Genomic DNA, 24,619 nt, shown 5'->3' on the forward strand with positions numbered 1-24,619 from the left:
GGGGAAGGCGGTGGTGGCAATAAAAAGGCGACGCCTGTGAGGGCGTCGCCTTTGTTTTGACTGCCGCTAAAACTTACTCGGACAGTTTGTACGCAATCACATAGTCACCCATCTTGGTGCCCAGTGAGCCGTGGCCCCCGACGACCAGCAGCACGTACTGCTTGCCGTCCTTGCCGGTGTAGGTCATTGGCGTAGCCTGACCGCCAGCCGGCAGGCGCGACTTCCAAAGCTCGTTGCCGGTGTTGACGTCATAGGCGCGCAGGTATTGATCCAGCGTGCCGCTGAGGAAGCCGACGCCGCCGGCGGTGACTATCGAACCGCCCATGCTTGGCACGCCGAGTGGCAGGCCGATAGGCAATGGCGAGCTGTCGCGGCTGGTGCCGTTCTTGCGTTTCCACACGACTTTGCTGGTGGTCAGGTCAATGCCGGCCACATAGCCCCAGGCCGGAGCCTGGCACGGTACGCCGAACGGCGACATGAACGGGTGCATGATCACCGCATAAGGTGCACCCGTGTTCGGTTGCACGCCCGCGGTTTCGCTCTCGCGCTTGCTGCCGGCCGCGACTTCGGCGCGGGGCACCATTTTCGAGACGAAGGCCATGTAGTTCGGGCTGGTGAAGAGCATCTGGCGAACCGGGTCGACCGAAACGCCGCCCCAGTTGAAGACGCCGACGTTACCCGGATAGATCAGGCTGCCCTGTTCCGACGGCGGGGTGTACTGGCCTTCGTAACGCAGTTCCTTGAACTGGATGCGGCACAGCATCTGGTCAAACGGGCTGGCGCCCCACATGGCTTTTTCGGTCAGTTCCGGGGCCAGCAGGTTCAGGTCCGAACGGGCCTGGGTCGGCGCGGTGTGGTCACCTTTCACGGCGCCTTGCGGTACCGGGATTTCCTTGATCGGGATGATCGGCGTGCCGTCACGACGGTCGAGGACGTACAGGCTGCCTTGCTTGGTCGGCTGGATCACAGCCGGCTTGATGCCGTCGGCGGTTTTCATGTCCAGCAGGGTTGGCTGGCTGCCGACGTCCATGTCCCACAGGTCGTGGTGAGTGAACTGGTAGTTCCAGCGCACCTTGCCGGTGGCCAGATCCAGCGCGACCAGGCCGGCACTGAATTTCTCGGCGCCCGGGGTGCGGTCTGCGCCCCACTGGTCAGGGGTCTGGTTGCCCAGTGGCAGGTAGACCATGCCGAGTTTCTCGTCGACGCTGGCCAGCGACCACATGTTGGCCGAGTTGCGGCTGTAGTGCTCGCCCTCTGGCAGCGGTTCGGTCGCGTCGGGATTGTTGCTGTCCCAGTTCCACACCAAATGGCCGTCGTGTACGTCAAAGGCACGGATCACGCCGGATGGCTCGTTGGTCGACTCGTTGTCGGTGACGTGGCCGCCCATGATCACCAGATCGCGGGTGATCGCTGCCGGCGAAGTGGAGTAGTAGCCACCGGGGGTGAACGGCCCGATGCCTTGAGTCAGGTCAACCACACCGTTTTTACCGAAACCTTCGCAGACCTTGCCGGTGTCGGCGTTGAGCGCGATCAGGCGTGCATCGGCGGTTGGCAGGTACAGACGACGCGGGCAGGCCTGGGCGACGGCTTTGCCGGCCTCGGAAATCACTGCCGAAGCAGCGTTTTCAGACTTGGCGTAGGCCGCTTCGTCGTAGTACGACACGCCACGGCAGGTCATGTGGGCGAAGCCCTTGAAGCCCACCGGGCTCTTGATCTGCGGGTCGAAACGCCACAGTTCCTTGCCGGTGTCCGGGTCCAGCGCCAGCACCCTGCTATGGGCGGTGCACGCATAGAGCATGCCGTTGGCCTTGAGTGGGGTGTTTTCGTTGGTCAGCTCCACCGGATCATCGGCGGTTGGCAGATCGCCGGTCTGGATGCGCCAGGCTTCTTGCAGCTTGCCGACGTTGGCCGGGGTGATCTGTTTGAGCGGCGAGTAGCGGTCACCGAATTCGCTGCGGCCATAGGCCTGCCAGTCGCCTTCGGGCATTTGCGGTGCAGCGCTGGTCATGTCAGCCGAGTCACGACCCAGTTCGCCCAAGATCTCGCCCGGATGGGTGAACTGGCTGGCCGCGGCGGTGGCGCCGGCCAGGACCACGGCCACGCTCAAGGCACCAGTGCCCAGGGGGGCAGGGCCGTTGATCAGCAATGGACGACGGAACCACGGCAGCAGCATCACTACACCGAGAGCGAACCACAGCGCCAGGCGCGGCACCAGTTGCCACCAGTCCAGGCCGACTTCCCATAGCGCCCAAACAGTACTGGCGAACAGCACCAGTGCGTACAGGCCCAGCGCCGCACGGCGGGCGGCGATCAGCAACACGCCACTCAGCGCGATGCCGATACCGGCCAGCAGGTAATACAGCGAGCCGCCAAGCATGCTCAGCTTGATCCCCCCGGCCAGCATGGCCAGGCCCATCAGTAGAAGCAGAATGCCGAGCAGGGTCGGCCATAGACGGCTTCGACTCGAGGCACTATCAGTGCTCATAGTGTGATTCTCCGTGACGTTTCAAGTAGTCCTGCGCAAGTTCACTGTAGATGACGATCCGGCGCGGGCAGGTTCAGATAAAACTGGTGTGGTTTACGCATACCCCTGTAGGAGTGAGCCTGCTCGCGATAGCGGTGGGTCAGGCAACATCAATGTTGGCTGTGATGGCCTCATCGCGAGCAGGCTCGCTCCTACAGGGTTTTTCGGTGTTTTTTAGAACGAGGACTGGACCTTGATCCCGCCGATCAGCGCGTCATCGACCTCGTTCACGCCACCGGGATGGCGGATGTATTGCAGGTTCGGGCGCACGGTCAGCCAGTGGGTCACATGCACGCCGTAATAGAGTTCGGCGCTGTATTCGGTGTCCTGGGGCGGCAGGTAGGACGGATTGTCGTAGTCGAAGACGACATTGGCCTGGTTGGTCGCCTCGGCATTCTTGCGAAAGGCCGGGTTGACGTGGACGCGGGCCATGGCGAAACCGATGTCGTCCCTGGCGCGCGCGTCGAACGGGCCTTTGTAGACGAGGCCGGCCTGGACATAGTTGTCGATGGCGTTGGTCTTCTTGTCGTGCATCGTGCCGTTGGCGAACAGGCTCAGGCCCCGGGAGTGGTCACTGGCGAGGCTGGTGACTTGCTGCTGAAGGCCCAGCCACACGCCGTGTTTGCTCGAAGCGCTGCGGTAGGCTTCGCCACTCAGGGCGGCAGGCTGGCCATTGCTGTCCTTGTAGACGTCGGTGGCGCTGGCGCTGCTGTAGTAGTAACCGGCGCGGTATTCACCCGGCAGGCCGTTGAGTTTCGGCGTCCACACCAGCTCCACCGGTACGACTGCGCCCTGGGTGCCGCTGCCGCTGAGCTTGAAACCGTTGTCGCGGTCAAGGTTCGACGGGTTCTGCTCGTACGCGCCGATCTGTGCATAAAGCTCTGGCGTCAGGTGATATTTGACCCGCATCGCCCACTGGCTGACCGGCCAGTTGTACCAAATGTCGCCCGCCCAGTTGCCGACCTGGGAGCCGCAGAACGCCAGGTTCTGGAAGTCGCAGGGGAAGCTGTTGAAGTCTTCGCCTTCGCCGAATCGGCCGACCTTGATGTCGAGTCTTTCATCGAGGAACTTCTGTTGATACCACATCTGCGTCAGGCGCCAGGTCTGGCCGCGGCCCCAGACTTCCTGGGCCGAGGTGAAGCCGCCGACACGCGGGTCGTTGATGCGGTCGTTGCTGATGTTGTTGCCGCTGCGTTCGGTGATGGTCAACTGGAACTCGGCGTCGTCCCAGCCGAGGATCTTCTGCAAGTCCAGGTGGGTGCCCAGGCCGAACTGGTCGCTGTAGCGGGCCGTGCGGTCATGGTCGTAGCCGCCGTGAAGATTGCTGCCCATTTCACCGGTGTAGTCGACTTTGAAGTCGTAGCCTTTTTCCGCGAGTTCTGTGCGAGTGCCGTTCCAGTCGCCGAGCATCCACGGTGAATCGCTATCGAAGGCCGGCGCCGCCTGAACATAGGTGGCAAGGCCCAGCGCGGTGAGGCCGCCGATCAGGGGCAGGATGTTTCGGTGGGCAGCGGTTGTAAAGACAGCGCTGTCTCGCAAGGATTTGAAGTCAGGCATAGAGACGGAGTTCTTGATCTTTTTCTGGGGATAAACGGAAAGCAGCAGGCGTGAAGCGAAAGCAGAAGCGTTTCAGCAGGCAGCGGGGCGCAAGGATAATGATCTGTTACAAATAGAGAAAGTGCTTTCGCTGACATGCAGCCTTTCGGATTTTGTAACAGTCAGCTCGTTGTAGGAGCGAGCTTGCTCGCGATGGTCGTGAACGATAACGCGTCAAACCAGATACCCAGCGGCGTCGTTGCGTTTTTCGCGAGCAAGCTCGCTCCTACAGGATTCCAGGATCACCTACATTTAACAGATCGCTTCCACCCAACGAAACCCTCGGCTAAGGTGCGCGACTTCCAATTCACACTCTGCTCGAAGGCCCGGCATGACCGAACACAACACCGATCCGTTGCATGGCGTGACGCTGGAACAGATCCTCAACGCGCTGGTTGAACACTACGAGTGGTCGGGGCTGGCCGAGCGCATCGATATCCGCTGCTTCAAGAGCGAACCGAGCATCAAGTCAAGCCTGACGTTCCTGCGCAAGACCCCGTGGGCGCGGGAGAAGGTCGAACGCTTGTATGTGAAGTTGATGCGCACTAAACGACCGCTTTGAACATGGTCAATCCGCCCGGCTTACGCCGTCGTTTTGTGGCGGTGGCTGCCATGCTCGGCTGGGCGGGATTGAGCATCCAGATGTACCTGATTTTCCATTCACGCTGGACGCTGGGCGCCAGCCTGATCGGCGGGCTGGTGAGTTTTTTCAGCTATTTCACCGTGCTGAGCAACACCCTGGTGGCGACCGTGCTGACCTGCGAATGGACATCCCGCGAGTCAGCCGCGCGTCGCTGGTTCCTGCAGCCCTGGGTCAGCAGTGGGATTGCCGTGAGCATCGCCGTGGTGAGCCTGGCGTACAACCTGCTGCTGCGCCACTTGTGGCACCCCGAGGGTTGGCAATGGCTGGCCGATGAGCTGTTGCACGACATCATGCCGCTGCTGTTCCTGGGGTATTGGTGGCGGTGTGTGCCCAAGGGCACATTACGCGGGTGGCATATCGCGCCGTGGGTGATTTATCCACTGCTGTATTTCGCCTATTCACTGTTGCGCGGGCATCTGCTGGCGGTTTACCCGTATCCGTTCATCGATGTCGACAAGCTGGGTTATCCACAGGTGTTCATCAATGCGGGCGGGTTGTTGGCGGGGTTTGTGGTGATTGCGTTGCTGGTGATCGGGCTGGATCGGTGGCTTGGGTCTCGTACCAAGAGTCAGCGTTGGTAGTGTCTGAGGCGCCGCCATCGCGAGCAAGCTCCCACGTTGGATTGCGTACATCCGCCCTTTGTGGGAGCGAGCTTGCTCGCGATGGGGTCTGACGCCCGTCACTCCTCGTCGCTGTCAGCCAATTTCCAGTACCCCACCGCCTTGACGAACTGCTCGTCCAGCCCATGCTCATCGAGCAACACCCGACGAATCTGCCGCGACACTTTGCTCTCGGTCGCCACCCATGCGTACAGGCTACCGGCCGGCACCTGGATCTGGCGCACGGTGGTCAGCAGGTTGTCCTTGCCACCTTCGCGCAGCACCCAGATCACATTGACCTCGGCTGCACTGTGCAGCACTTGCTGCTCCTTGCCGTTTTCCACTTCGACGATCACCAGCGCACGGCGATTGGCCGCCAGGCCTTCCAGGCGGCGGGCGATGGCGGGCAGGGCGGTTTCGTCGCCGATCAGCAAATAGCTGTCGAAGATGTCCGGCACGATCATCGAACCCCGTGGCCCGCCGATGTGCAGGAACTGCCCGGGTTGGGCCTGCGCCGCCCAGGTCGAGGCCGGGCCGTCGCCGTGCAGCACGAAGTCGATGTCCAGTTCCAGGGTATCGAGGTCGTAGCGGCGCGGGGTGTAGTCGCGCATCTCGGGCAGCGGACCGTTGTCCTTACCGGCGCCCAGCACCAGGGTTTCCAGGGCCGCCGCCTGCTCGGCGTTCTGCGGGAACAACAGTTTGACGTGATCGTCCGTGCCCAGGCTGACGAAACCTGCCAGCTCAGGGCCGCCGAGGGTAATCCTGCGCATGCGTGGAGTCAGGTCGACCACGCGCAACACCTCCAGGCGACGGCGTTTGATCTCATGCATGACGCGGTGAATGGTGGTGATCACTTCAGTCATTCGGCTTTCTCCTGAACGGGTTGAACGGCGGGGCCGTCGACGATGGCCTTGGCGGTGTCGTTGAGCAGGTCACGTACCCGCAGGATCTCGTCAGGGCTCCAGCGCCCATGGTGCATTTGCAGGGCGTGGCGCAGGTTATGCACAGCCTCATGGATTTCCGCCGGGCGATCATGGCCGCGCAGCGAACGCTTGCTGACGTCAATGCGCATCCGCACGCCATCCAGGGCAACGGCTTGCTCTTGCAGGAACAGACGTCCGGCGTCGGTGATGGTGTAGCGTTTTTTTCCGCCTTCGGCGTCGCCCAGGATCAGTTCGCTTTCTTCCAGGAACGTCAGGGTCGGGTAGATCACGCCGGGGCTGGGGCAGTAGGCACCCTCGAACATGCCTTCGATCTGGCGGATCAGGTCGTAGCCATGGCACGGCTGCTCGGCGATCAATGCCGGCAGCAACAACTTCAGATCGCCGGGGGCAAACACCCGGGGCCCGCGGCCGCCGCGTTCGCGGGCGGGGCGTTTCTCGAAGCCGTCACGACCGTTGCCGTGGTCGCGGTGGGGGGAATGATGGTCTCTCATTTTTTGCTTTCTCTCGTCGCGTTTAGATACAACTTAAGATATATCTTTGCGAGAAGGCAAGACCTCCCGACCAGCGGCCACTCCCGGCAGCGGACTGGAAATCATCTTCAAATCACAAAAAACAAGGGTCAGCAGAGCAGGTGCAAATGCCAAAATTAGTGTTAACTCTCTAATCTGTTGTTTTGGGCCATTGTTTACGGGGAGTGTGGTATTAGTCTTACAGAAGCTACTTTGTTAATATCGCCCAGGTCGTGGTGGTTAAAAGGCTGTTTGTAGTCTGTCTCTTACAGTCAAACATTGAGTTTATAGTCATTTCCGGTTTTTTCTTTCTAGAGTCATAGCACTTTGGCTACGCACTTGCAGGAACTTGCCTGCTTACTTTCAAGATAAATTTCACGATCATCTTTCGGCGTTGAAAGTTCAGCTGGGTAAATGACTGCTCGTGACGGTTTTTTACTCGAGATGAATTTTCAGCACTCATCCTTTTTAAAAACAGGTACTGAAAGATGTTCAAGAAAATTGCGTTCGCTGCTCCCTTGGCTGTTCTGGCTCTGAGTTCTTCCATGGCATTTGCCGCTTCCGAAGCCAAGCACTCCATCAGCCTGATCGCCCATGTTCCTTCCGATGACTTCTACGCAGTGCCGGTTGATTCCGACCTGGTCAACAAGGATCAGGACATGAGTTACAACCCAGGCATCGACGCCATGAAAACCGTCGACGGGCATTTTGACGTCCTGCATACCGCCGGCAAGGTCAACGCGCGGCTCGAAGGCGTGCCAAAGCTGATTGCCGGTAGCAAAACCATTGATTTGAAAGTCGAACTCAATGGCAAGACGCTGACCACCACTTCGCAAGAAGTCGTTGGAGATACTGAGTCCAATACGCGTTATCGTGCACCGTTCAAAATCAGTGCAGTTAATGGCGGCAAACCTGATGCCGGCGACTACACCGGTGTTGTCATGTTGGTCGTTGAACCTTCTGTTTAATTAAGGTATTCGACGCTAAAACGCTTACTTGTTCCAAGTAACGTACCCGGTCGGCAAACGTTCCGGTTTGTCGGCCGTGTTTTGACTTCTTTGCAATCAGAGTATTCGTTCATGTTCCCGATGACGCCCATCGCGGCGGCGCTTGCGCTGCTGTTATGTAGCAGTGCATTTGCGGCGCCCACTTCCATTGATAACACGCCGCGGAGTTTGCTGGCACAGGCCAAGGGCCTGCCGGCTGAGTTCGAGGAGCATTTCTTCGATGTTCCGTTGGCGGTTCGGGTCGAGCTCGATCAACAACCCCTCGGCGAGTCGATGATCGTGTTGTCCCGCGATGACCGGGTGACGTTGCTCGACTTCACCGACACCAGCGAAAGCCGTTTCAGTGCCAGCGAGCGCGAGACCTGGGCCGATATCCTGAAACCCGGCGTGACGCTGGGCGCCTGTAGCGGGCAATGTCCGGAACAGATGCTGGCGGTGCACTACAACCTTGAAAATTCATTGCTGTCGATCGTCACCGAAAATGCCGAGCGCGACAGCGAAGCCAAGCGTTATTACGAGCAACCGGAAGGCGGCAGCAGTGGCCTGATGGTGCGTAACCAACTCAATCTCAACGGCGGCCAGGATCAAGATCTGGGCAGTCGTTACGGTCTGGAGGCCAGCGGCAGCCTGGGCAACTGGACCCAGACCTTCAACATGCAACTGTCTCGTCTTGGCGGTCCGGACGACAAGACTTATCACGCGGTGCATGAGCTCTATAGCCAGCGTGAACTGGAAGGCCGTTTTTTCCGTCTGGGCTACTTCACCCCCAACTCCGAAGGCCTGACGCGCGAGCCCCGTTCGTTCGGCACAAGCCCCGATACGGCAGTGGGTGTGATGTTCGGCAGCTCCGACAGCCTGGCGATCGACAACCCCAAACCCAGCGTGTACCCGGTTTATGTCACGGCCAACCGGCAAGGCTCCGTGGAAATCTATCGCGATGGCCTGCTGATCAACACCCAGTCAGTCCCGGCCGGTTTGCAAACCCTCGACACCCGTCCGTTGCCGGGCGGTATCTATGAAGTGGAAGTGCGACTGATTGAGGATGGTCAAATCACCTCGACCACACAGGAGCTGATTTACAAGCCGAGTAACTGGCGCAACTTTGATGAGCGCTGGCGCTACAACCTGTTCGCCGGGCAGGAAAGCAAATTGCTCAGCAACTGGGATCAACAGGCCAGTGGTGATGCCACCGTCGGCGCAGCGATCAACTACTTGCTGCATCCACGGGTGATTCTCGGCCTGTCGGCCCGTCAGGTGCAGGAAACGCTGCAATATGGCAGCTCCATTGACTGGACCCTGGGCAACAGCGTCAGTCTCTACGCCAACCTGTACCAGACTGAAGACCACGGCACCGGCACCGACTTGCAAGGCCTGTACAACTATGGCGCCGGCAGTCTGGTGATCAGCCACAACCGCAGTTGGCTCGACACCACCAACACCTACGAGACCTTGCCCGACGGCACCCGTGTGCGTCAGCGCAACGTATTCACCGGGCAGACCAGCAATTCATCGCTGGCGCTCAATCACCGGATCAGCCGTAAAAGTTCGTTCAACGCGCGGGTGTCTCACAGCGAGGGCAACGTCGAAGGCGTGGGCGCCGATCTGGGCTGGACACAACGCACCGTGTTGTTCGGCAGCGACGCCAACTGGCGGTTGTCGCTGTTTGATCGTCCGGGCAGTTTCAGCAGCGGTGATGCGCGCAATCGTGGCGTCGACCTGAGTATCAACATGGCGTTGGGCGGTCCGGGGCAGCAGATTTCCGGCAGCATCGGCAGCCGCACGGCCCGCGATGGCAGCCGTGACAATAATGGCTCGCTCGGTTACCGCAAGGACCTGCAAGACCACGTGCTGCAAAGCGTCTCGGTGACGGCGCTCAGCGATACCTATGGTGTCGGTCTTTCGAGCCTGGCGAACTTTCGTACCGACGCGATCAACGGCGATGGCTTTATCCAACGCTCGTCGTTCAACGACAACTTCACCGGCGGCCTGAACCTGGACAGCACGCTAGTGGTTGGTGCCCGGCGCATGGCCTTGACCAGCCGGCATCAGGGACGCGGGGCGGGGATGATCGTCGACGTCGAGTCCGACATCGACGGCATCGCCTTGCGCGCCGACGACCTCAGTGGCGGCAGCGCGGCCTTGCGCCCGGGGCGCAATTTCATTCCGCTCACAGCCTACAAAAACAGCTCGGTGAGCTTCGACTTCGAAGGCAATCACGTGCCGGCGGCAAGCATCGAACCGGCGCGTACCCGCTATCACCTGAACAAGGGCGGCGTGGAGTACCGCAAGGTGCGGGTGATGAAAACCCTGACCGTGCTCGGTCGGCTGGTCGACCCGCAAGGGCGGCCGCTCAAGGGGCACCACGTGATCAATCACGCCAGCCGCGGGGTCAGCGAAGTCGATGGCTTCTTCTCGATGGAAATGAATGCCGGCTCGCCCACCCTGGAAGTGCGTTATGCCGACCAGTTGCTGTGCCAGTTCCGACTCGACGTCGATCAGCACCGCAGTGAAAACAACGTGCTGATGATCGGTGATCTGCGTTGTTCGCCGGACACCTTGGCGGATGCCTCTTCCAACCGGCGTACGGCAGGTTGAGCGGCCCCGATTCCGATGTTCAAGAGAGTGTGATCATGAAACCAACCTCTACATGTTCCCGCTTGCTGCGACGCGGTCGCTGGCTGGGGATGCTGGCGGTCGTAGCGGCGCCTTCGGTACAGGCGGTGAATCAGGAGATCCGGGCGCTGTTCACCCCGGACTCTGCCAACCCACAACGAAACATGTTCGTCAATAAAACGCCGGTCAGTGGCTATTGTGCCGACTATCCAAGTGAATGCCGGGACAACGAGACCTTCAGCATTCGCCTGCCCATGCGTTTCGAGTCGACGAGCCCCATGCAACCCAATGCGTCGCCGCGCAACAGTGCGATGTTCAGCATTCCGGCTCTGTGGCGTCCGTTAACGGTGACGAACAGGGAAACGGGCGAAGTGGAAACCGTCGAGGTGCGTATTGCCGGTTTCGGTTCCCGATACATCCTCAGTGATACCGCGGTCAATCTGACAGGTGCCGCCACGGCCATTGAAGGGCATCGCGCCTTATGGGGCGGTCCAGGGGGAGGCTGGGTAAACGCGGCACCTCCGTGTACCTACAGTGGTGTCGGACTGTATTCGGACAACTACTACCGGTTCTTCTGGAAGACTCCGGTACAAGGGACTTGCGTCAAGACTGCGAGTTTTCCGATACCGGCCATGACTTATGACTACCTGGACTTCTCCTATGAACTTAAAACCCCCAATCCGCTGACGATGTCGTCCGGTCTCTATACGGGGGACGTGAGTTATCGCATCGGCCCCGGAGGTGACTTCGACATGGGCGACGTGATGCTGCCGAACGACCCCGATTTGACCCTGAACTTTGTGCTGGACGTTCAGCACACCCTAAAGGTCGACATCCCGCCCGGCGGTGAAAAAATTCAATTAGTGCCGCAAGGCGGTTGGCAAAGCTGGCTGCAGGCGGGACGCAAACCTGTGCGGTTGTTCCGTGACCAGACCTTCAACATCTCGGCGTCGTCGCGCTTCAAGATGCAGTTGATATGCGGAATCAGCGGCGGCCCCTACGACTGTGTGATTGGGGATCGGGTCGGGAACCGTCGGGTCGAGTTGCAAGTCAGCGTCAGCCTGCCTAACGGTTTGACTGATATGGCTGGACAACCCGTCAGGCAGAGGCGCTTGCGAGCGGGGGCGGCTAATGCGTTGCAATTTCAGCCAGGTTTCTATGTCGATAGAGCGCCGGGCGTACTGCACTTCGAAGTACCGCAAAGCCAGATGGAGTTCATGTTGGCCCCTGGTGCAGGGCCCTTCTACAGTGCCAACGTCACTGTGATCTGGGACTCGGAAGTCTGATGGGCCGCGGGGCCTGTGTTGTATTCAATGGGATGAGGTTCAAGGGTATGAAACGTCTGTGGGTATTGTGGGTGTTGTGCGGTTTTTCCTTGGGTGTTCAGGCAGGGCCACAGATAAATGTCGGGACGGTGTACGACTATCTGGACAGCGACAAGAGCACCTACCTCAAACGTGTGTTCAACAGCGGCGACAGCACGGCATTCGTCAAGGTCAACATCCTGGAAATCGTTTACGACGCCGATGGCAGTCATCGCGAAATTCCGGTCAAGACCCAGGCGGACGGCAGCGGCCGGGATGGTTTGATGGCCAGCCCAGCGCGGCTGATCGTGCCGGCCAAGGGCATGCAGGGTACGCGTCTGTTGGTCATGGGCGACCGTGACACCGAACGTTACTTCCGTGTGCGCTTCGTACCGGTGGTGCCGGAAAAGGAAGATGAGTTCGCTGTGTCGGCTGAAGACCGGGAAGCCTACAAGGAGAACCTGTCGGCGGGTGTCAACGTGATGACCGGGTTTGGCACGGTGTTTTTCGTGCGACCGAAAAACAGTCGGTTCGACACTGTGATCGATGACAGCGCCGGTGTTTATCGACTGCGCAACAACGGCAACACCGTGGTGTTGATCGATGAGTTTCGCAACTGCTCGCTGAAAAACGAAACCGAGTGCGAGCCGGTCACCAAGCATCACATTCTGGCCGGCAAAACCTTCGAATTCGAGAAGAAGCCCGGTCGTGAGTACCGCTTCAATCTGGTCGAGGGCGCGTCGAAAAAAGAGCTACGCATCGCCAGCCAGTAACACAGCAGGGGCGAGTCGCCATGGCGGGCTCGCGGCATTTTTTGACGTAACAGGTAGCTGACATGATCAAGCAATCGGCCATTGCCGTGTGCGCAGGTGTTATGGCGCTGGTGACTTCCCTCACGTTCGCGGCACGGGAAGAGCGCACGTTCGAGGTGCGGGTGGATATCCCGACCTTGGGGTTTTACGTGATACCTGCCGAGACGAACTGGATACATCGCGAACAGATATTGCCATGGAACATTCACACAAAAACGCTGGAGGGGCTACGCAAGAATTTCGACGTCAAGCACGACACCAGTGCCATCGAGGCACGGCTGGAGGCCGAGCCTTACTTGTCCAACGGGCGCGACGACCAGAACATCTATTTGCGCGTCAGCTTCAACGGCAAGGAATTGAGCCATGACCCACGACCGCAAGAAGTGGTGCCTGTGGCGCAGGCCGTGGCGGGTGGACGCTTCCCGCTGGAGATCCAGCCGAAAGTGCCCGCTGGCGGTTACAAGCCGGGCCATTACTACGGCAATGTCCAGTTGATATTCACCGCTGCCGCGCCTTGACGTGAGGCAGACTGACGGAGTTCATATGAACGTCTCGCGTTCTTTCGTTTCACGCCCTTTTTGTTGGTTGGCGGGCGCTTTGCTTGCTTGTGCAGCAGCAAGCCCGGTCGAGGCTCAGGTGGCTACGATCACCGCGTTATTCAAGCCGGACTCGGCGCGTCCGCACCTCAACAAGTTCACCAATACCACGCCGCCCAGCGGCTATTGCGCGAATTACCCGCAGCAATGTGAGGCGAATCAGTTTTTCAGCCTGCAGGTGCCGATTCAATTCAATTCCCGTGCGCCGATCCCGGCCAACCATTCTTCCCCCAGGCAAGGGGCAATGTTGAAAGTCCCGGCGCAATGGCGCGAACTGACGGTGCATCACGAAACCACCGGTGACCCTCAGAAGGTCAGGGTGCGTATCGCCGGCATTGGCTCGAAGGCCGTGACGGATGATGTGAAGGAACTGGTGGGGGGCGCCGATGACTACCAGATTGCGCACAATCGATTGTGGGGGGCGAGTTGGGTATACGCACCTTCACCTTGCCAGACCAGCGGGAATGGCTATTACGGTACGTACTTCTACTTGTTTTTCTGGAAAACGCCCATTGTGGGTGCATGTGCAAAACAGGCCAAATTCGACGTCCCCTGGCTGCGTTTCGATTACCTGGATTTCGGCTACGAACTGGAGACCCCCAATCCCCTGGGCATGGCTTCAGGGCAATATACCGGTTCGCTCACCTATAGCGTCGGACCCAATGGCGATTTCGATTTCGGCGATGTCCTGTTGCCGACCGATTCGGCATTGACCCTGGACTTCAACCTCGATGTGCAACACACCCTCAAGGTCGACATTCCCCCCGGTGGCGAAAAACTCCAGCTGGTCCCGGCGGGCGGCTGGCAAAGCTGGTTGCACGCGGGACGCAAACCGGTGCGATTGTTCCGTGACCAGACTTTCCATATTTCAGCGTCGTCGCGTTTCAAAATGTATTTCGAGTGTGAGCGATGGAGTACTTATGATTGCGTGATCAAGGATGCAATCGGCAGGCGACCGGTCGAACTGCGGGTCGGCGTGAGCCTGCCCAATGGTTTGACGGATTTGTCCGGTCAACCGGTCAAGCATCAGCGACTCAAGTGGGGACCCGAAGGCGCGCAAATATTCCAACCCGGTTTCTATGTGGACAGGGCACCCGGCGTTCTGCACTTCGAGGTGCCGGAGTATGAGGTGGAGTGGATGCTGCAACAGCCCAACATCGCGAGCCCGTACACCGGTCGTGTCACGGTGATCTGGGATTCGGAAGTCTGACGGGCTGAATATCAATGGCAAGCAGGCGGCCTGACGCTGTTGCCAGTCGTCAGGCTGCCCGCGGGTCATGTCGGGATGGTCATTGTCCGGCTTTACGCAGGGCCGCTCGGGTCAAGCGCCTGGCCAACTCTTTCTCGCTGTCACCGAGGTCGGTGAGCATCCTGTCGAATTGCGCTTCGCTGATGGGTTCATCGGCAAAGACCACGGTATCGGGCGCCGGCAGATCATTCATGAGTGTCCGGAGCCGGTTGCGCAGTTCGGCGCGCTGGATGTCCGAGGTCGACTCCACCCATTCAAGCTGGGTGGCGCGCAGCGTTTCGAGCGCTTCGTACTTCTTCAGGTACAGTTGTTTGTTGGATTCGATCTGTATCGGCCAAGTGTCCCGCAGATAGCTCTCCCAGAACTCCTGTTCGAGCATGGCGTTGACCAGACCGTCGCCTTCGCTGAGGGCCAGAACGGTGTCGTAGGCCTGATCGATCATCTCGTCAGTGACGCCGGACACCGGCCGATACAGCATGCCTTTGGATTGCCATGGCAGGTTCAACCGCGAGGCGAGGCCGGTCTGGTAGGCCAGATAGACTTCGACTTCGTCCGGGTTGCCGCCACGACTGGCGACATCGGCCCGGGCCACCTCGTTGACCAGTTCCAGGCGCGCGGCGCCTTTGGCCAGGGTCACCAGTTTTTGCTCAAGCTGCGCCGGGTCGGTGGAATACGAATAGGCCTCGGAGACGAGCACGCGAATGCCCATGTTGTTGAATAACTGCGCACCGGCATCGGCGCAATCGACAGGGGCGATGGCCATGGTGTAGAGCTGCTCGCGCAGCTGAGTGTCGATGTACACGGCATCGACCATGCGCGCCATGCGCTGTTTCAATTGCTGGCGAGCAGGGCCAACTGCGGCAAAGTCCGCAGAGCGTTCCTGTTTGAGCAAAGCCTCGATAAACGCATAGGACCGGGGGTCGTCGGACAGTTCCCGGAAAGAGGCGATCCGCTCTACCCCAAACCCGGGGACGTCGGCCCAGTCATCGGCAGTGGTGCTGTAGTCAGTCGGGTCAGAAATCACGAGAGGTTCGGGCGGCAATCCCACTGAGCGACGAGTCTCCTGGTATTGCAGTTGGTTCATCTCCGACAGATCACCGACGTTGAGTCGGGTGCGCGCAATGACCCAGGCTTCTGGCCTGCCGGGCACCACCTCAGGAATGACGCTGAGGGGATTGTCCCGCAGGTCCAGGAGAAACCCCCTTGGTCGGGTTTTGGCCAGGGTGCCGGCGGGCCAGGTGGTCAGGCCGGTGTTTTTCAAGGCCACAAGTTTGAGCCTGGGCATGCGACCAATGTCCGGCACTCTCCCCAGGGGGTTGCCGTCGAGCTTGAGTATTTCCAGGTAGGTCAGTTGCTTGAGCCGTAGGACTGCGTCGGCATCGAGCACAATGGCATTGTCGCTCAACTGCAGGCGTTCCAGCCGATGCATGGCCCCGATCCTGTCGGGCAGCGTCTTGAGCTCGCAACGTCTGGCGCTGAGTTGGCGCAGATTGGGGAAGTCTTGCAGCAAGCCATCCGGCGTTGCCATAAAACGCGTGTTGTCGAGCTTCAGCACCGTGACTTTATCCAGAAATTTTTTCAGCTCCGGTCGTTTCGGCCATGAAGCTTCCAGGTCCACGGGCGAAAGCTCCCGTGATAGATCCAGCGCATAGCCATCCGGATTGGCACGGTTGCCGAGTTCACTGTTTTTTCGCTCGAAACACTTGAGCAGGCTCTCGGCAATGTGCAGGCGCGTGCCGCGTAGCGGCATCGGATTATCGGCATCCAGCCCGGCGAATTGGTGCTCCCAGAGCTCGACAGTTTTGCGTAGTTCGTCGAGATCCTTTTCCTGTTCCTCCAAAAGCTTCATCGGTTCGCCCTTTTCGATCAGGGCCTGGGCAAAGATGTCGACCTCGTTGTCGCTGAAGTGTGGATGCAGGTCGTGAATCCGCTCGTGCAACGTTTCACCGGACCTGCTGGTACCGGCACCACGTACCAACAGCACGGTCTCGTGCTCGGCCACAGTACGAATCGGTGGCGTGGCCAGAACCGTCCGGCGCTCGCTCGGTGTTTCGATCTTTGCGATGATCCACTGCTTGAAGAACTCGGTATCGCCCGGTCGATATCCCACCGCTCTCATCCCATCCCTGCCCATGGCCTGGAACAGGGCTGGAAGAAAATCATCGGCCGCATGGATCTGCTGATCTTCGGCGTCACGCACTTCATACTTTCCGGATTCGTCGCGGATCATCAATCGCACCCGGGTTGCATCTTCCGGCCCGGCGCTGCATCGCAGTTCGCCGTCGATGGCGCCCTGGCGGATCTCGATACGCAGGTTGCCGAAGGTATCGGTTTGCATCCGCAAGGTGCCCAGCACCAGGCGTTCGGTATTGCCGCTGACCAACGCGTCGTCGTACAGGCCGTGGGCGGCGCGGACCGCCTGGGTCTCGAACTGAAGCTCCCGGGCCTGGCTTCTCAGACGCAAGGGCAGGCGCTTGTGCCGGGTCATCTGCTGGCGTTCCGACGGGGTGGCGCCAGCGAAGATTTTTTCCGCGACGGTTTCAGGCAGTTCCGGAAAATCGCTGAAAAGTGCGGCCATTTCGGAGGACAACGCAGGAGGCGGATTCACCGGTGCCCCCAGACGTTGCAAGGTGTCGGTCAGCAAGGGCGGTGGAGGGGCGTGCTCGATGTGCATCCTGCGCAGCGCGGCCTCTTCAGTACCGCTGATCTGACGGATCTGCTCCAGTTGCGTGTCGCTGAAGGCATCGGTCGTATGGCCCAGGCGGCGCATCAGTGTCGTGCCTTCCCAGCTCCGCGGATTCTCCGTTTCGCAGACCCAGGCACCCTGGCCGTTGTGTCGCAGAGTCGGTGCATAGGCGTCGAACCGCTGCGGATGGCGGATGCGCTGTTGCCCGCTGACCGGGTCGTCCAGCACCTCGAAGTGTTGATTGTTCAGGCGCAAAATTCGCCGGCCGTGATGCAGGTGAATACCCTGTCCATCAGGCTGTGCATCCGCCGGCAAAACCACGTCGGCTCGTTGATAAGGGCTGAGATCAGGGTTCCACAGGCGTGTCTCACCGTTTGCCAACTGCACCGGTTTCAGGCTTTCGAAAAACGGCGAGAGTTTCGCTCGCGCCACATTACCGATTGCGCCACCCGCCGCAAATGCGCCCAACTGGACGATGCTTTCCAGCACACCGATGGTTTGCTCACCGGCCTCTGCCAGGCGACCTTCGGCCAGGTCGACAATGCCCTCGACCACCTCATTGGTCAGTTGATACGCGGTGTACGCCAGCATCAACTCGCCCATGCCGGGCACCAGCGGCGTGACCACCAGCAGTGCGGCGTTGAGTATGTCCGAGAGCATTTTTTCCAGGTTATCCCACCAGGCCCAGCGGGCCATGCGGTCGGCGTACTCGGTGGAAATCGCGATGTCCCGTGCGTCGTTGAACACCTTGTTGATTTTTTGCCGGTGGAAGTAACCCCACAGATCGCCTTTGAAAACGGTTTCCCGATCGATCCTGACGCTCGACAGGCCATATTGCAGGTTGGGGTTATCCACAGGGGTTTCACGCCAGCTCGGCAGGTTGGAGCCGGGCGCAACCGGTTGCCATTTGACCTTGCTCAGCCGGTCGTTCAGCCCGGCAAAGAAATGTCCGCGCTGCTGATGAGGCACGAACTGGCTGAAGAATTGTTGATAGCTCCCGGGGGCGCTGGCATCGCGCAACTGGCGCGTCAGTTCAGCCATGAATTCGAGCGACGACGGGTATTGTTTGAGTGGGTGTTGCGGGTCATGGGGGACATACGCGATGACGGGAACCGGGTTGGCCGCAGTGTTTGCTTCAGGGGTGATCAGAACGATGCCGGTCAGGCGAATGTCCATCATCGTCAGGTTGTAGCAGTCGACGGAGCGACCGCTCCAGCGCAGGTTCTTGCGGTCATCGAGCAGACCCTGCACCACGTCGAAGGCGTCCTGCTCGATGTCGTTTTTCATCAGTGCCATGTGCGCCGCGATGTTGAGCGCAGTCTTGTGGCTGAGGGTGACTCTGTGGCGCAGGACGTTGCTGGCCACGCGGTTGTGCGGCAGCAGGAATTCGTTCAGGTGCTTTTGATATTGCGCACCAATGTCCAGTTCACGGCACAACGATTTGAACTGCTCGATGCTCAGCTTGTGCTTGAGCTGGACCACGTCGAAATGCCCACGGGCGTTGGGGCGGGTGATGAACTCGGAGTCCTGGGTGAACGCCTCGTCACGGGAAAAATTATGCAGGGCGGCATCCAGCAGCGAGACGGTGCGGCTGGTGGTCCCGGCAGAAAAGTCATGCACCCACCATGACGTTTTTGCCGGTGCATACAACCGCAGCCAAGTCTCTTCGACGTCCTCTTCAACGCCGAAACGCTCCTTCAGTGCCTGTTGCAACAAGGGTTTGGCGAAGGCGTAAACGTCCTGCAGTTCGCTCAGGGCCCGGTCGACATCGTTTTGCGCATACCAGCCAAGCTTGATGCCATGTTTCAAGCGTTCCTGTAGCGCTTGTGCCGCGTTCGCCTGCCAATCGGGAATGCTTACCCGGTCAGCCTTCAGCGCAGTGATACGAGACAGTGGAGCTTCTGAGAGCCAGGAAGGGATGGCCTTTCTGACCAGGTCGAAATGAATGCTTTGATCCGCCAGGTCGTTGGCGAGTGAGTCTGAAAATCTATACGGGTGGGGCATTGCCTGATCGTCCGTTGATCATGGATGGAACGAACAGACTAGATAGGCGGCAGCCCCAAAAAAAGCGCAAAAACAGGTTGGAAACAACGTCTATTGCTCCTCGATCCCCGCAAAATCCAGGAGTTAAAAATATATGGTTACCGCCACGCGGGCGTATCTGTCGATCCATGCCTAGCGGCGGACGGTTGCCTCGGTGGCCGCGGTTGGTTGGCACATCGTGTGGGTACCCGGTTGCAGGTACGGCGTCAGAATCGGTGCCATGCCCTTGAGCACCTGCACCGGCAACGCCGAGGTGAAGGTAAAGCTTTCCGCCGAGCGGCCCGGCACGTACGCGGTCAGGGTGCCGAAGTGGGTATCGCCGATGTAGAACACGAACGTGGCCGTGCGGTTGAGCGATTTCGAACTCAGGATCCGCCCGCCAGAGCCAATGGCTTCGATACGGTTGTCACCGGTACCGGTCTTGCCGCCCATGGCCAGCGGAGTACCGTCGGGCAGCTTGAAGCTGCCGGCCACGCGTTTGGCCGTACCGGCATCCACCACTTGTGACAGGGCTTCGCGCATGGCCGTGGCGACCTCGGACGGCATCACCCGTTTGCCGACGTCCGGGTCGTTGATCAGTTGGGTTTCAAAGGGGGTGTGCGCGGCGAAATGCAGGCTGTCGATGCGCAGGGTCGGCATGCGCACGCCATCGTTGAGGATGGTGCCGATCAGTTCGGCCAGGGCGGCGGGACGGTCACCGGAGCTGCCGATGGCGGTGGCCAGCGACGGTACCAGGTGGTCGAACGGATAGCCGACTTTCTGCCAGCGCTGATGGATGTCGAGGAACGCTTCGATCTCCAGCATGGTGCGGATGCGACTGTCGCGGGCGCCCTTGTGCCGGCTTTTGAACAGCCAGCTGTAGACCTCCTGGCGCTCGAATTGACTGGCTTTGACGATGTCGCTCCACTTGGCGTCGGGGTGATTGAGCAGGTAGCCCATCAGCCACAGGTCCAAGGGGTGGACCTTGGCGATGAAGCCCTGGTCCGGCAAGTCGTAGGAGCCTGGACCGTAGGCCTCGTAGAGCCGCACAAGACGTTCGTCGGTGAGTTTCTCCGTGAGCGTGGCGCCCTTGAGGTGCGAGCGCACGAAGGCGTTGAAGCTTTCCTGGCTGGCCTGCGGCAGCAGGTAGCGGTGCACGGCGGCCATGCGGATCGGGGTCGGGCGCATGCTGTCGAGGAAGGTGTCGAGGCGGTCCTGGGTATCCTTGTTCTTGTACTTCTTCCAGAACTTGAGCAGGAACGAAGTGCCTTCGCGGTCGGCGAATTCGGCCAGGTACTCCTGACGCCGCGGGTCGCGGTCGTCCTTGAGCAGTTCGGCACTGCTGTTGGGGCCGGAGTAGATGGTGTAGCGCACCAGGTCTCGCATCAGGCGAATGAACGGCAGGTTGATCGATTCGCGCAGGGCATCGCGCAGGGGCGGTATCCGGCCGTTGTCTTCCTTGCGGAAGTTGTTGAACACGTGCAGGCCGCCACCGGTGAAGAACGCCTCGCCGGGGCTGGCGGAGTATTTACGGTCGAGGGCGGCGCCGAGCATTTTTTTCAGGTCGCGGTCCTTGTTCTCGATCAGGTAATCGACCGCCCAGCGGCTCAGGCGGTCCTGGTCCGGTACGTCGACTTTCTTCAGTTCCGCAACGGTCATGCCGACGTATTTGTCGTGCAGTTCGGCGATGATTTGCAGGTAGGTGGTCAGCACGCGCATTTTCGCGGTAGAGCCCAGTTCCAGTTTGCTGCCTTCGTTGATGTCGAATGGCTGGTCGGTGCTGTCGGTCTGTACCCGAACCCGCGAGCCGTCCGGGGTCAGTTCGAACAAGGTGAAGCTGTAGCGTACCTGGGTGGTGCTGGTGGGGGTCAGGAGGCGTTCGCCGATCAGGCCGATTTGCGTGGCAAACTCAGGGTCGGCCAGTTTTTTCAGGTACTCGGTGGCTTCGCTTTGCAACTCGCCTTGCAGGGTGCTGGTGGCGGAGAGGTCGAGGCGGTCGAGGTCATACAGCGGGCGATTGAGCATGCCGGCCAGACGGCTTCGCGCCACACTGATGCCCTTGTTGGTTTCAATCGGTTGAATGGTCGGCTGGGTGGCCCAGTCGCGGTAGGTCACTTTGCTGGCCAGGGCGGCGGCGGCGAACTCGGCGTCGATCACATGGTTTTGCGCCAGCAGGCGAATATGGCTGTCGGTGAGGTCGGCCAGTTCATCATGACCCTTGGTCAGGTAGTGCGACGGACGGCGCTGGGCAATCATCAACGACAGCATCTCGCGCAGGGCCAGGCCTTTTTCCGCCATGGTCTTTGGATCCGTCGCGGTGCTGGCCAGCGCTTCGTTGGCCTGATTGAAATCGGAGCCGTACCACACGCGCAATCCTTCAGCCATGCCGTGCACTTCACCGTGGCCCGGTACGGCCGACAGCGGCACGCTGTTGAGGTAGTCGCGAACCACGTTCTGCCGGGCTTCGAGGGTTTGTGGCCCGGCCTGATAGGCGCGTACGGTGGCGGAAATCATCTGGCGAATCTTTTCCGCGCCATTGACCGTCAAGCCATCGGGAGAATGCCGGTACTTCTCAAGTTGCGTGGCCAGGGTACTGCCACCGGCGGATTGGCCGGGCACGTGCAACATCTTGGCCAGTTGGGACCACGCCGCCATGCCGAACCTTGGCCAGTCCACCGCCGGGTTGGCCAGTGGTTGTCTGGGGTCGAGCAGGAAGCGGTTCTCGATGAACAGCAGGCTGTTGACCACCACCGGCGGGATCGAGGCAAAGGTCGAGTAAAGCTGCTGTGGATAGTTGTACTGGTACAGCGGCGCTGCACGGCAATCGGTGATCGACAGCCCGGCCTGGATTTTCTCGGCATAAGGCACGAACAGGCCCTTGTCGCTGTACTTCAACAACGCCGGGGAAAAGCGGGTTTGCGCCTCGACGACGAAATCGCGCTTGATCAGGCGCGGCAGGAATTCATCCAGAGAGCTGTAGCCCAGGCGCCGATCGAACGGGCCTTCCCCCGGATAGCGAATCGCATCGCTGGGGCCGGGTTTGAGCTCATAGCTCAAGGAGGCGGCGTATTTGCTGACTTCCCGGGCCTGGAACTTCGATGTACGCATCTCCCTTGCAGCCGCCAGCCCCACGACAACCGCGATGATCAACAGCAATAGCCAGAACGCTCCCCATCCGTGCCTGGAACGACGGGGTTTTTCAGGTATAGGCGCTTCATCCTCACATTCATTCGGAACCACGGTTTTACTCGAATCGGTTTGCCACAAAGCGCCCATAGTCGACTGATCCATTCACGCAGATTGATCGGACTTGAATGAAGCTTAGACGGTGGTTGGCGGGGGGGAAGAAAATGTGAAGGGCAAAACGTCGGGTAATGGCTAATTCTGTTCAGTTAAGGAAATTGTAGGAGCGAGCTTGCTCCGGGCGGCGTTCCGACGATGGACTTAAGAGCACCGCGTTTAGCCAGTAAATACGCGTAATCGTTAACGACCATCGCGAGCAGGCTCGCTCCTGCAGAGGACCACATTCGTTTAAGTGAACAGCATTAGGGTAATGGCCTCTTTTATGTGGCGAGCTTGCTCCCGCTGGACTGCGAAGCGGTCCCCATACCAGCAACTCTGATCTGTCTGGAAGATCTGGTTTTTTGGTTTTGCATCTGCTGCGCCAGTAGGCAGGAAGGCTGAAACACTTGAACTAGAGCTTTATAGGCTTTGGCTGGGGGCATGACGACGCACCAAGGCTGTGCAATACTCCGCGCCCTTTAAATGGCGAAAATTCCTACATAATCTAGGTGATGCCCCTCCGTAAGTCGGGTTTTTGCCGGGATTTATGGCTGAATTTTGTGATTTATAGAGTGAATATCTCTGTCGCCAGCTTTTTATACTGCACGACCCGCTGATCTTGCAGGTTTTGTCCTGCAGGACGGTTCTGCTTACAAAGCAGGCCCGGTTACACGAAGCCATCGGCCTATCGGTCGGTGGCTTCAATGCTCGGTGGTCATATCCAACAACAAGATGAGGTGCCCCTTATGCCCGTAGGCAATCACCAGCCCAACGGCGAGACCGCTCAGGGCGGTCCGCTTAAACGCGAACTTGGCGAACGGCATATTCGCCTGATGGCACTCGGTGCCTGTATCGGCGTCGGCCTGTTCCTGGGCTCGGCCAAGGCCATCGAAATGGCCGGTCCTGCCATCATGCTGTCTTACATCATTGGCGGTCTGGCGATCCTGGTGATCATGCGCGCCCTCGGCGAGATGGCCGTGCACAACCCGGTCGCCGGCTCGTTCAGCCGTTACGCCCAAGACTACCTTGGCCCGTTGGCGGGCTTCCTGACCGGCTGGAACTACTGGTTCCTGTGGCTGGTGACCTGCGTCGCGGAAATCACTGCCGTGGCGGTGTACATGGGTATCTGGTTCCCCGACGTGCCACGCTGGATCTGGGCGCTCGCTGCGCTGATCAGCATGGGCTCGATCAACCTGATCGCGGTCAAGGCCTTCGGTGAGTTCGAGTTCTGGTTTGCCCTGATCAAGATCGTCACCATCATTGCAATGGTGTTCGGCGGCATCGGCATCATCGCCTTCGGTTTCGGCAACGACGGCGTGGCCCTGGGGATTTCCAACCTGTGGACCCACGGCGGCTTCATGCCCAACGGTGTGCAAGGCGTGTTGATGTCGCTGCAAATGGTGATGTTCGCCTACCTGGGCGTGGAGATGATCGGCCTGACCGCCGGTGAGGCGAAGAACCCGCAAAAGACCATCCCCGACGCCATCGGCTCGGTGTTCTGGCGGATTCTGCTGTTCTACGTCGGCGCGTTGTTCGTGATCCTGTCGATCTACCCGTGGAACGAAATCGGTACTCAGGGCAGTCCGTTCGTGATGACTTTCGAGCGCCTGGGCATCAAGACCGCGGCGGGTATCATCAACTTCGTGGTGATCACCGCGGCGTTGTCGTCCTGCAACGGCGGCATCTTCAGTACCGGGCGCATGCTCTACAGCCTGGCGCAGAACGGCCAGGCCCCGGCGGGTTTCGCCAAAACGTCGAACAACGGCGTGCCGCGCCGTGCGTTGCTGCTGTCGATTGGCGCGTTGCTGCTGGGCGTACTGCTCAACTATCTGGTGCCGGAAAAGGTGTTTGTCTGGGTGACGGCGATTGCCACCTTCGGCGCGATCTGGACCTGGGCGATGATCCTGCTGGCCCAGTTGAAATTCCGCAAAGGCCTGAGCGCCAGCGAAGCGGCCGGCCTGAAATACCGCATGTGGCTGTACCCGGTCAGTTCGTACCTGGCGCTGGCGTTCCTGGTGCTGGTGGTCGGCCTGATGGCGTACTTCCCGGACACCCGCGTGGCGCTGTATGTGGGCCCTGCGTTCCTGGTGCTGCTGACGGTGCTGTTCTACGTGTTCAAGCTGCAACCGACCAATGTTTCGCAGGGGGCGGTGCGTTCGGCTTCGTAAGCTGTAATGCCTGAAAACCGTAGGAGCGGGCTTGCTCGCGATGGACTCAAGGTCAACACACTCGT

The 24,619-nt window shown here is 59.8% G+C and carries 15 protein-coding genes; 9 read left to right on the plus strand and 6 right to left on the minus strand.

The genetic code is table 11. From position 1 onward, the window contains the following. Positions 1 to 73: 73 nt before the first annotated feature. Positions 74 to 2,485 carry a glucose/quinate/shikimate family membrane-bound PQQ-dependent dehydrogenase gene (locus ACM6J5_RS18825; RefSeq protein WP_414929129.1) on the minus strand — a complete coding sequence of 804 codons (2,412 nt, stop codon included), beginning with the start codon at positions 2,483 to 2,485 and terminating at the stop codon, positions 74 to 76. 213 nt (positions 2,486 to 2,698) lie between these two features. Continuing rightward, positions 2,699 to 4,081 carry a carbohydrate porin gene (locus tag ACM6J5_RS18830; protein WP_414929130.1) on the minus strand — a complete coding sequence of 461 codons (1,383 nt, stop codon included), beginning with the start codon at positions 4,079 to 4,081 and terminating at the stop codon, positions 2,699 to 2,701. A gap of 370 nt (positions 4,082 to 4,451) precedes the next feature. Here ACM6J5_RS18830 and ACM6J5_RS18835 point away from each other — a divergent pair, with 370 nt between their 5' ends. Both ACM6J5_RS18835 and ACM6J5_RS18840 read left to right on the plus strand, forming a co-directional pair. Then, positions 4,452 to 4,682, plus strand: a complete 231-nt coding sequence (locus ACM6J5_RS18835) for a VF530 family DNA-binding protein (protein WP_046041003.1) — start codon at positions 4,452 to 4,454, stop codon at positions 4,680 to 4,682. A gap of 2 nt (positions 4,683 to 4,684) precedes the next feature. Continuing rightward, on the plus strand, positions 4,685 to 5,344 hold the full coding sequence (locus ACM6J5_RS18840) for a Pr6Pr family membrane protein (RefSeq protein ID WP_414929131.1): 660 nt from the start codon (positions 4,685 to 4,687) through the stop codon (positions 5,342 to 5,344). Positions 5,345 to 5,442: 98 nt separating this feature from the next. Here the strand turns inward: ACM6J5_RS18840 and ACM6J5_RS18845 are convergent, their stop codons facing one another. Together ACM6J5_RS18845 and ACM6J5_RS18850 are read right to left on the minus strand one after the other, a co-directional pair. After that, positions 5,443 to 6,225 (minus strand): siderophore-interacting protein, encoded by a 783-nt coding sequence (locus ACM6J5_RS18845; RefSeq protein WP_150672994.1) that lies wholly within the window; start codon positions 6,223 to 6,225, stop codon positions 5,443 to 5,445. Further along, positions 6,222 to 6,797 (minus strand): PadR family transcriptional regulator, encoded by a 576-nt coding sequence (locus ACM6J5_RS18850; protein WP_095943083.1) that lies wholly within the window; start codon positions 6,795 to 6,797, stop codon positions 6,222 to 6,224. The genes ACM6J5_RS18845 and ACM6J5_RS18850 overlap by 4 nt, the downstream gene beginning before the upstream one ends. A gap of 506 nt (positions 6,798 to 7,303) precedes the next feature. Between ACM6J5_RS18850 and ACM6J5_RS18855 the strand changes: the two genes are divergently transcribed. The 6 genes from ACM6J5_RS18855 to ACM6J5_RS18880 all read left to right on the plus strand — a co-directional run bounded on the left by ACM6J5_RS18855 (position 7,304) and on the right by ACM6J5_RS18880 (position 14,357). Then, positions 7,304 to 7,783 carry a CS1 type fimbrial major subunit gene (locus ACM6J5_RS18855; protein WP_095943084.1) on the plus strand — a complete coding sequence of 160 codons (480 nt, stop codon included), beginning with the start codon at positions 7,304 to 7,306 and terminating at the stop codon, positions 7,781 to 7,783. A gap of 111 nt (positions 7,784 to 7,894) precedes the next feature. Then, positions 7,895 to 10,417 (plus strand): CS1-pili formation C-terminal domain-containing protein, encoded by a 2,523-nt coding sequence (locus ACM6J5_RS18860; RefSeq protein WP_414929132.1) that lies wholly within the window; start codon positions 7,895 to 7,897, stop codon positions 10,415 to 10,417. A gap of 89 nt (positions 10,418 to 10,506) precedes the next feature. Next, entirely contained in the window at positions 10,507 to 11,721 is a 1,215-nt protein-coding gene (locus ACM6J5_RS18865) for a hypothetical protein (protein WP_414929218.1), read from the plus strand. 47 nt (positions 11,722 to 11,768) lie between these two features. Continuing rightward, positions 11,769 to 12,512: a molecular chaperone gene (locus ACM6J5_RS18870; RefSeq protein WP_414929133.1), complete on the plus strand. Its 744-nt coding sequence runs from the start codon at positions 11,769 to 11,771 to the stop codon at positions 12,510 to 12,512. Between the two features lie 62 nt (positions 12,513 to 12,574). Next, complete coding sequence (locus ACM6J5_RS18875) at positions 12,575 to 13,069, plus strand: CS1 type fimbrial major subunit (RefSeq protein WP_095943087.1); 495 nt, start codon at positions 12,575 to 12,577, stop codon at positions 13,067 to 13,069. A gap of 25 nt (positions 13,070 to 13,094) precedes the next feature. Next, on the plus strand, positions 13,095 to 14,357 hold the full coding sequence (locus ACM6J5_RS18880) for a hypothetical protein (RefSeq protein WP_095943088.1): 1,263 nt from the start codon (positions 13,095 to 13,097) through the stop codon (positions 14,355 to 14,357). A gap of 79 nt (positions 14,358 to 14,436) precedes the next feature. Here the strand turns inward: ACM6J5_RS18880 and ACM6J5_RS18885 are convergent, their stop codons facing one another. Next, positions 14,437 to 19,086: a dermonecrotic toxin domain-containing protein gene (locus tag ACM6J5_RS18885; protein ID WP_414929134.1), complete on the minus strand. Its 4,650-nt coding sequence runs from the start codon at positions 19,084 to 19,086 to the stop codon at positions 14,437 to 14,439. A 171-nt stretch (positions 19,087 to 19,257) separates the two neighbouring features. Beyond that, positions 19,258 to 22,380 (minus strand): transglycosylase domain-containing protein, encoded by a 3,123-nt coding sequence (locus ACM6J5_RS18890; protein ID WP_414929135.1) that lies wholly within the window; start codon positions 22,378 to 22,380, stop codon positions 19,258 to 19,260. 752 nt (positions 22,381 to 23,132) lie between these two features. Between ACM6J5_RS18890 and ACM6J5_RS18895 the strand changes: the two genes are divergently transcribed. After that, on the plus strand, positions 23,133 to 24,554 hold the full coding sequence (locus tag ACM6J5_RS18895) for an amino acid permease (protein ID WP_095943091.1): 1,422 nt from the start codon (positions 23,133 to 23,135) through the stop codon (positions 24,552 to 24,554). Positions 24,555 to 24,619: the final 65 nt, after the last annotated feature.

Origin of the sequence: Pseudomonas sp. IT-P74, from assembly GCF_949768175.1 — a bacterium.
GTDB lineage: Bacteria > Pseudomonadota > Gammaproteobacteria > Pseudomonadales > Pseudomonadaceae > Aquipseudomonas.

Bases quoted from the DNA above. Each gene is read 5' to 3' on its own strand.
- ACM6J5_RS18850 (WP_095943083.1), bottom strand. From the start codon at position 6,797: ATGAGAGACCATCATTCCCCCCACCGCGACCACGGCAACGGTCGTGAC.
- ACM6J5_RS18825 (WP_414929129.1), bottom strand. From the start codon at position 2,485: ATGAGCACTGATAGTGCCTCGAGTCGAAGCCGTCTATGGCCGACCCTG.
- ACM6J5_RS18835 (WP_046041003.1), top strand. From the start codon at position 4,452: ATGACCGAACACAACACCGATCCGTTGCATGGCGTGACGCTGGAACAG.
- ACM6J5_RS18860 (WP_414929132.1), top strand. From the start codon at position 7,895: ATGTTCCCGATGACGCCCATCGCGGCGGCGCTTGCGCTGCTGTTATGT.
- ACM6J5_RS18845 (WP_150672994.1), bottom strand. From the start codon at position 6,225: ATGACTGAAGTGATCACCACCATTCACCGCGTCATGCATGAGATCAAA.
- ACM6J5_RS18855 (WP_095943084.1), top strand. From the start codon at position 7,304: ATGTTCAAGAAAATTGCGTTCGCTGCTCCCTTGGCTGTTCTGGCTCTG.
- ACM6J5_RS18890 (WP_414929135.1), bottom strand. From the start codon at position 22,380: ATGGGCGCTTTGTGGCAAACCGATTCGAGTAAAACCGTGGTTCCGAAT.
- ACM6J5_RS18880 (WP_095943088.1), top strand. From the start codon at position 13,095: ATGAACGTCTCGCGTTCTTTCGTTTCACGCCCTTTTTGTTGGTTGGCG.
- ACM6J5_RS18885 (WP_414929134.1), bottom strand. From the start codon at position 19,086: ATGCCCCACCCGTATAGATTTTCAGACTCACTCGCCAACGACCTGGCG.
- ACM6J5_RS18870 (WP_414929133.1), top strand. From the start codon at position 11,769: ATGAAACGTCTGTGGGTATTGTGGGTGTTGTGCGGTTTTTCCTTGGGT.
- ACM6J5_RS18840 (WP_414929131.1), top strand. From the start codon at position 4,685: ATGGTCAATCCGCCCGGCTTACGCCGTCGTTTTGTGGCGGTGGCTGCC.
- ACM6J5_RS18830 (WP_414929130.1), bottom strand. From the start codon at position 4,081: ATGCCTGACTTCAAATCCTTGCGAGACAGCGCTGTCTTTACAACCGCT.
- ACM6J5_RS18895 (WP_095943091.1), top strand. From the start codon at position 23,133: ATGCCCGTAGGCAATCACCAGCCCAACGGCGAGACCGCTCAGGGCGGT.
- ACM6J5_RS18865 (WP_414929218.1), top strand. From the start codon at position 10,507: ATGCTGGCGGTCGTAGCGGCGCCTTCGGTACAGGCGGTGAATCAGGAG.
- ACM6J5_RS18875 (WP_095943087.1), top strand. From the start codon at position 12,575: ATGATCAAGCAATCGGCCATTGCCGTGTGCGCAGGTGTTATGGCGCTG.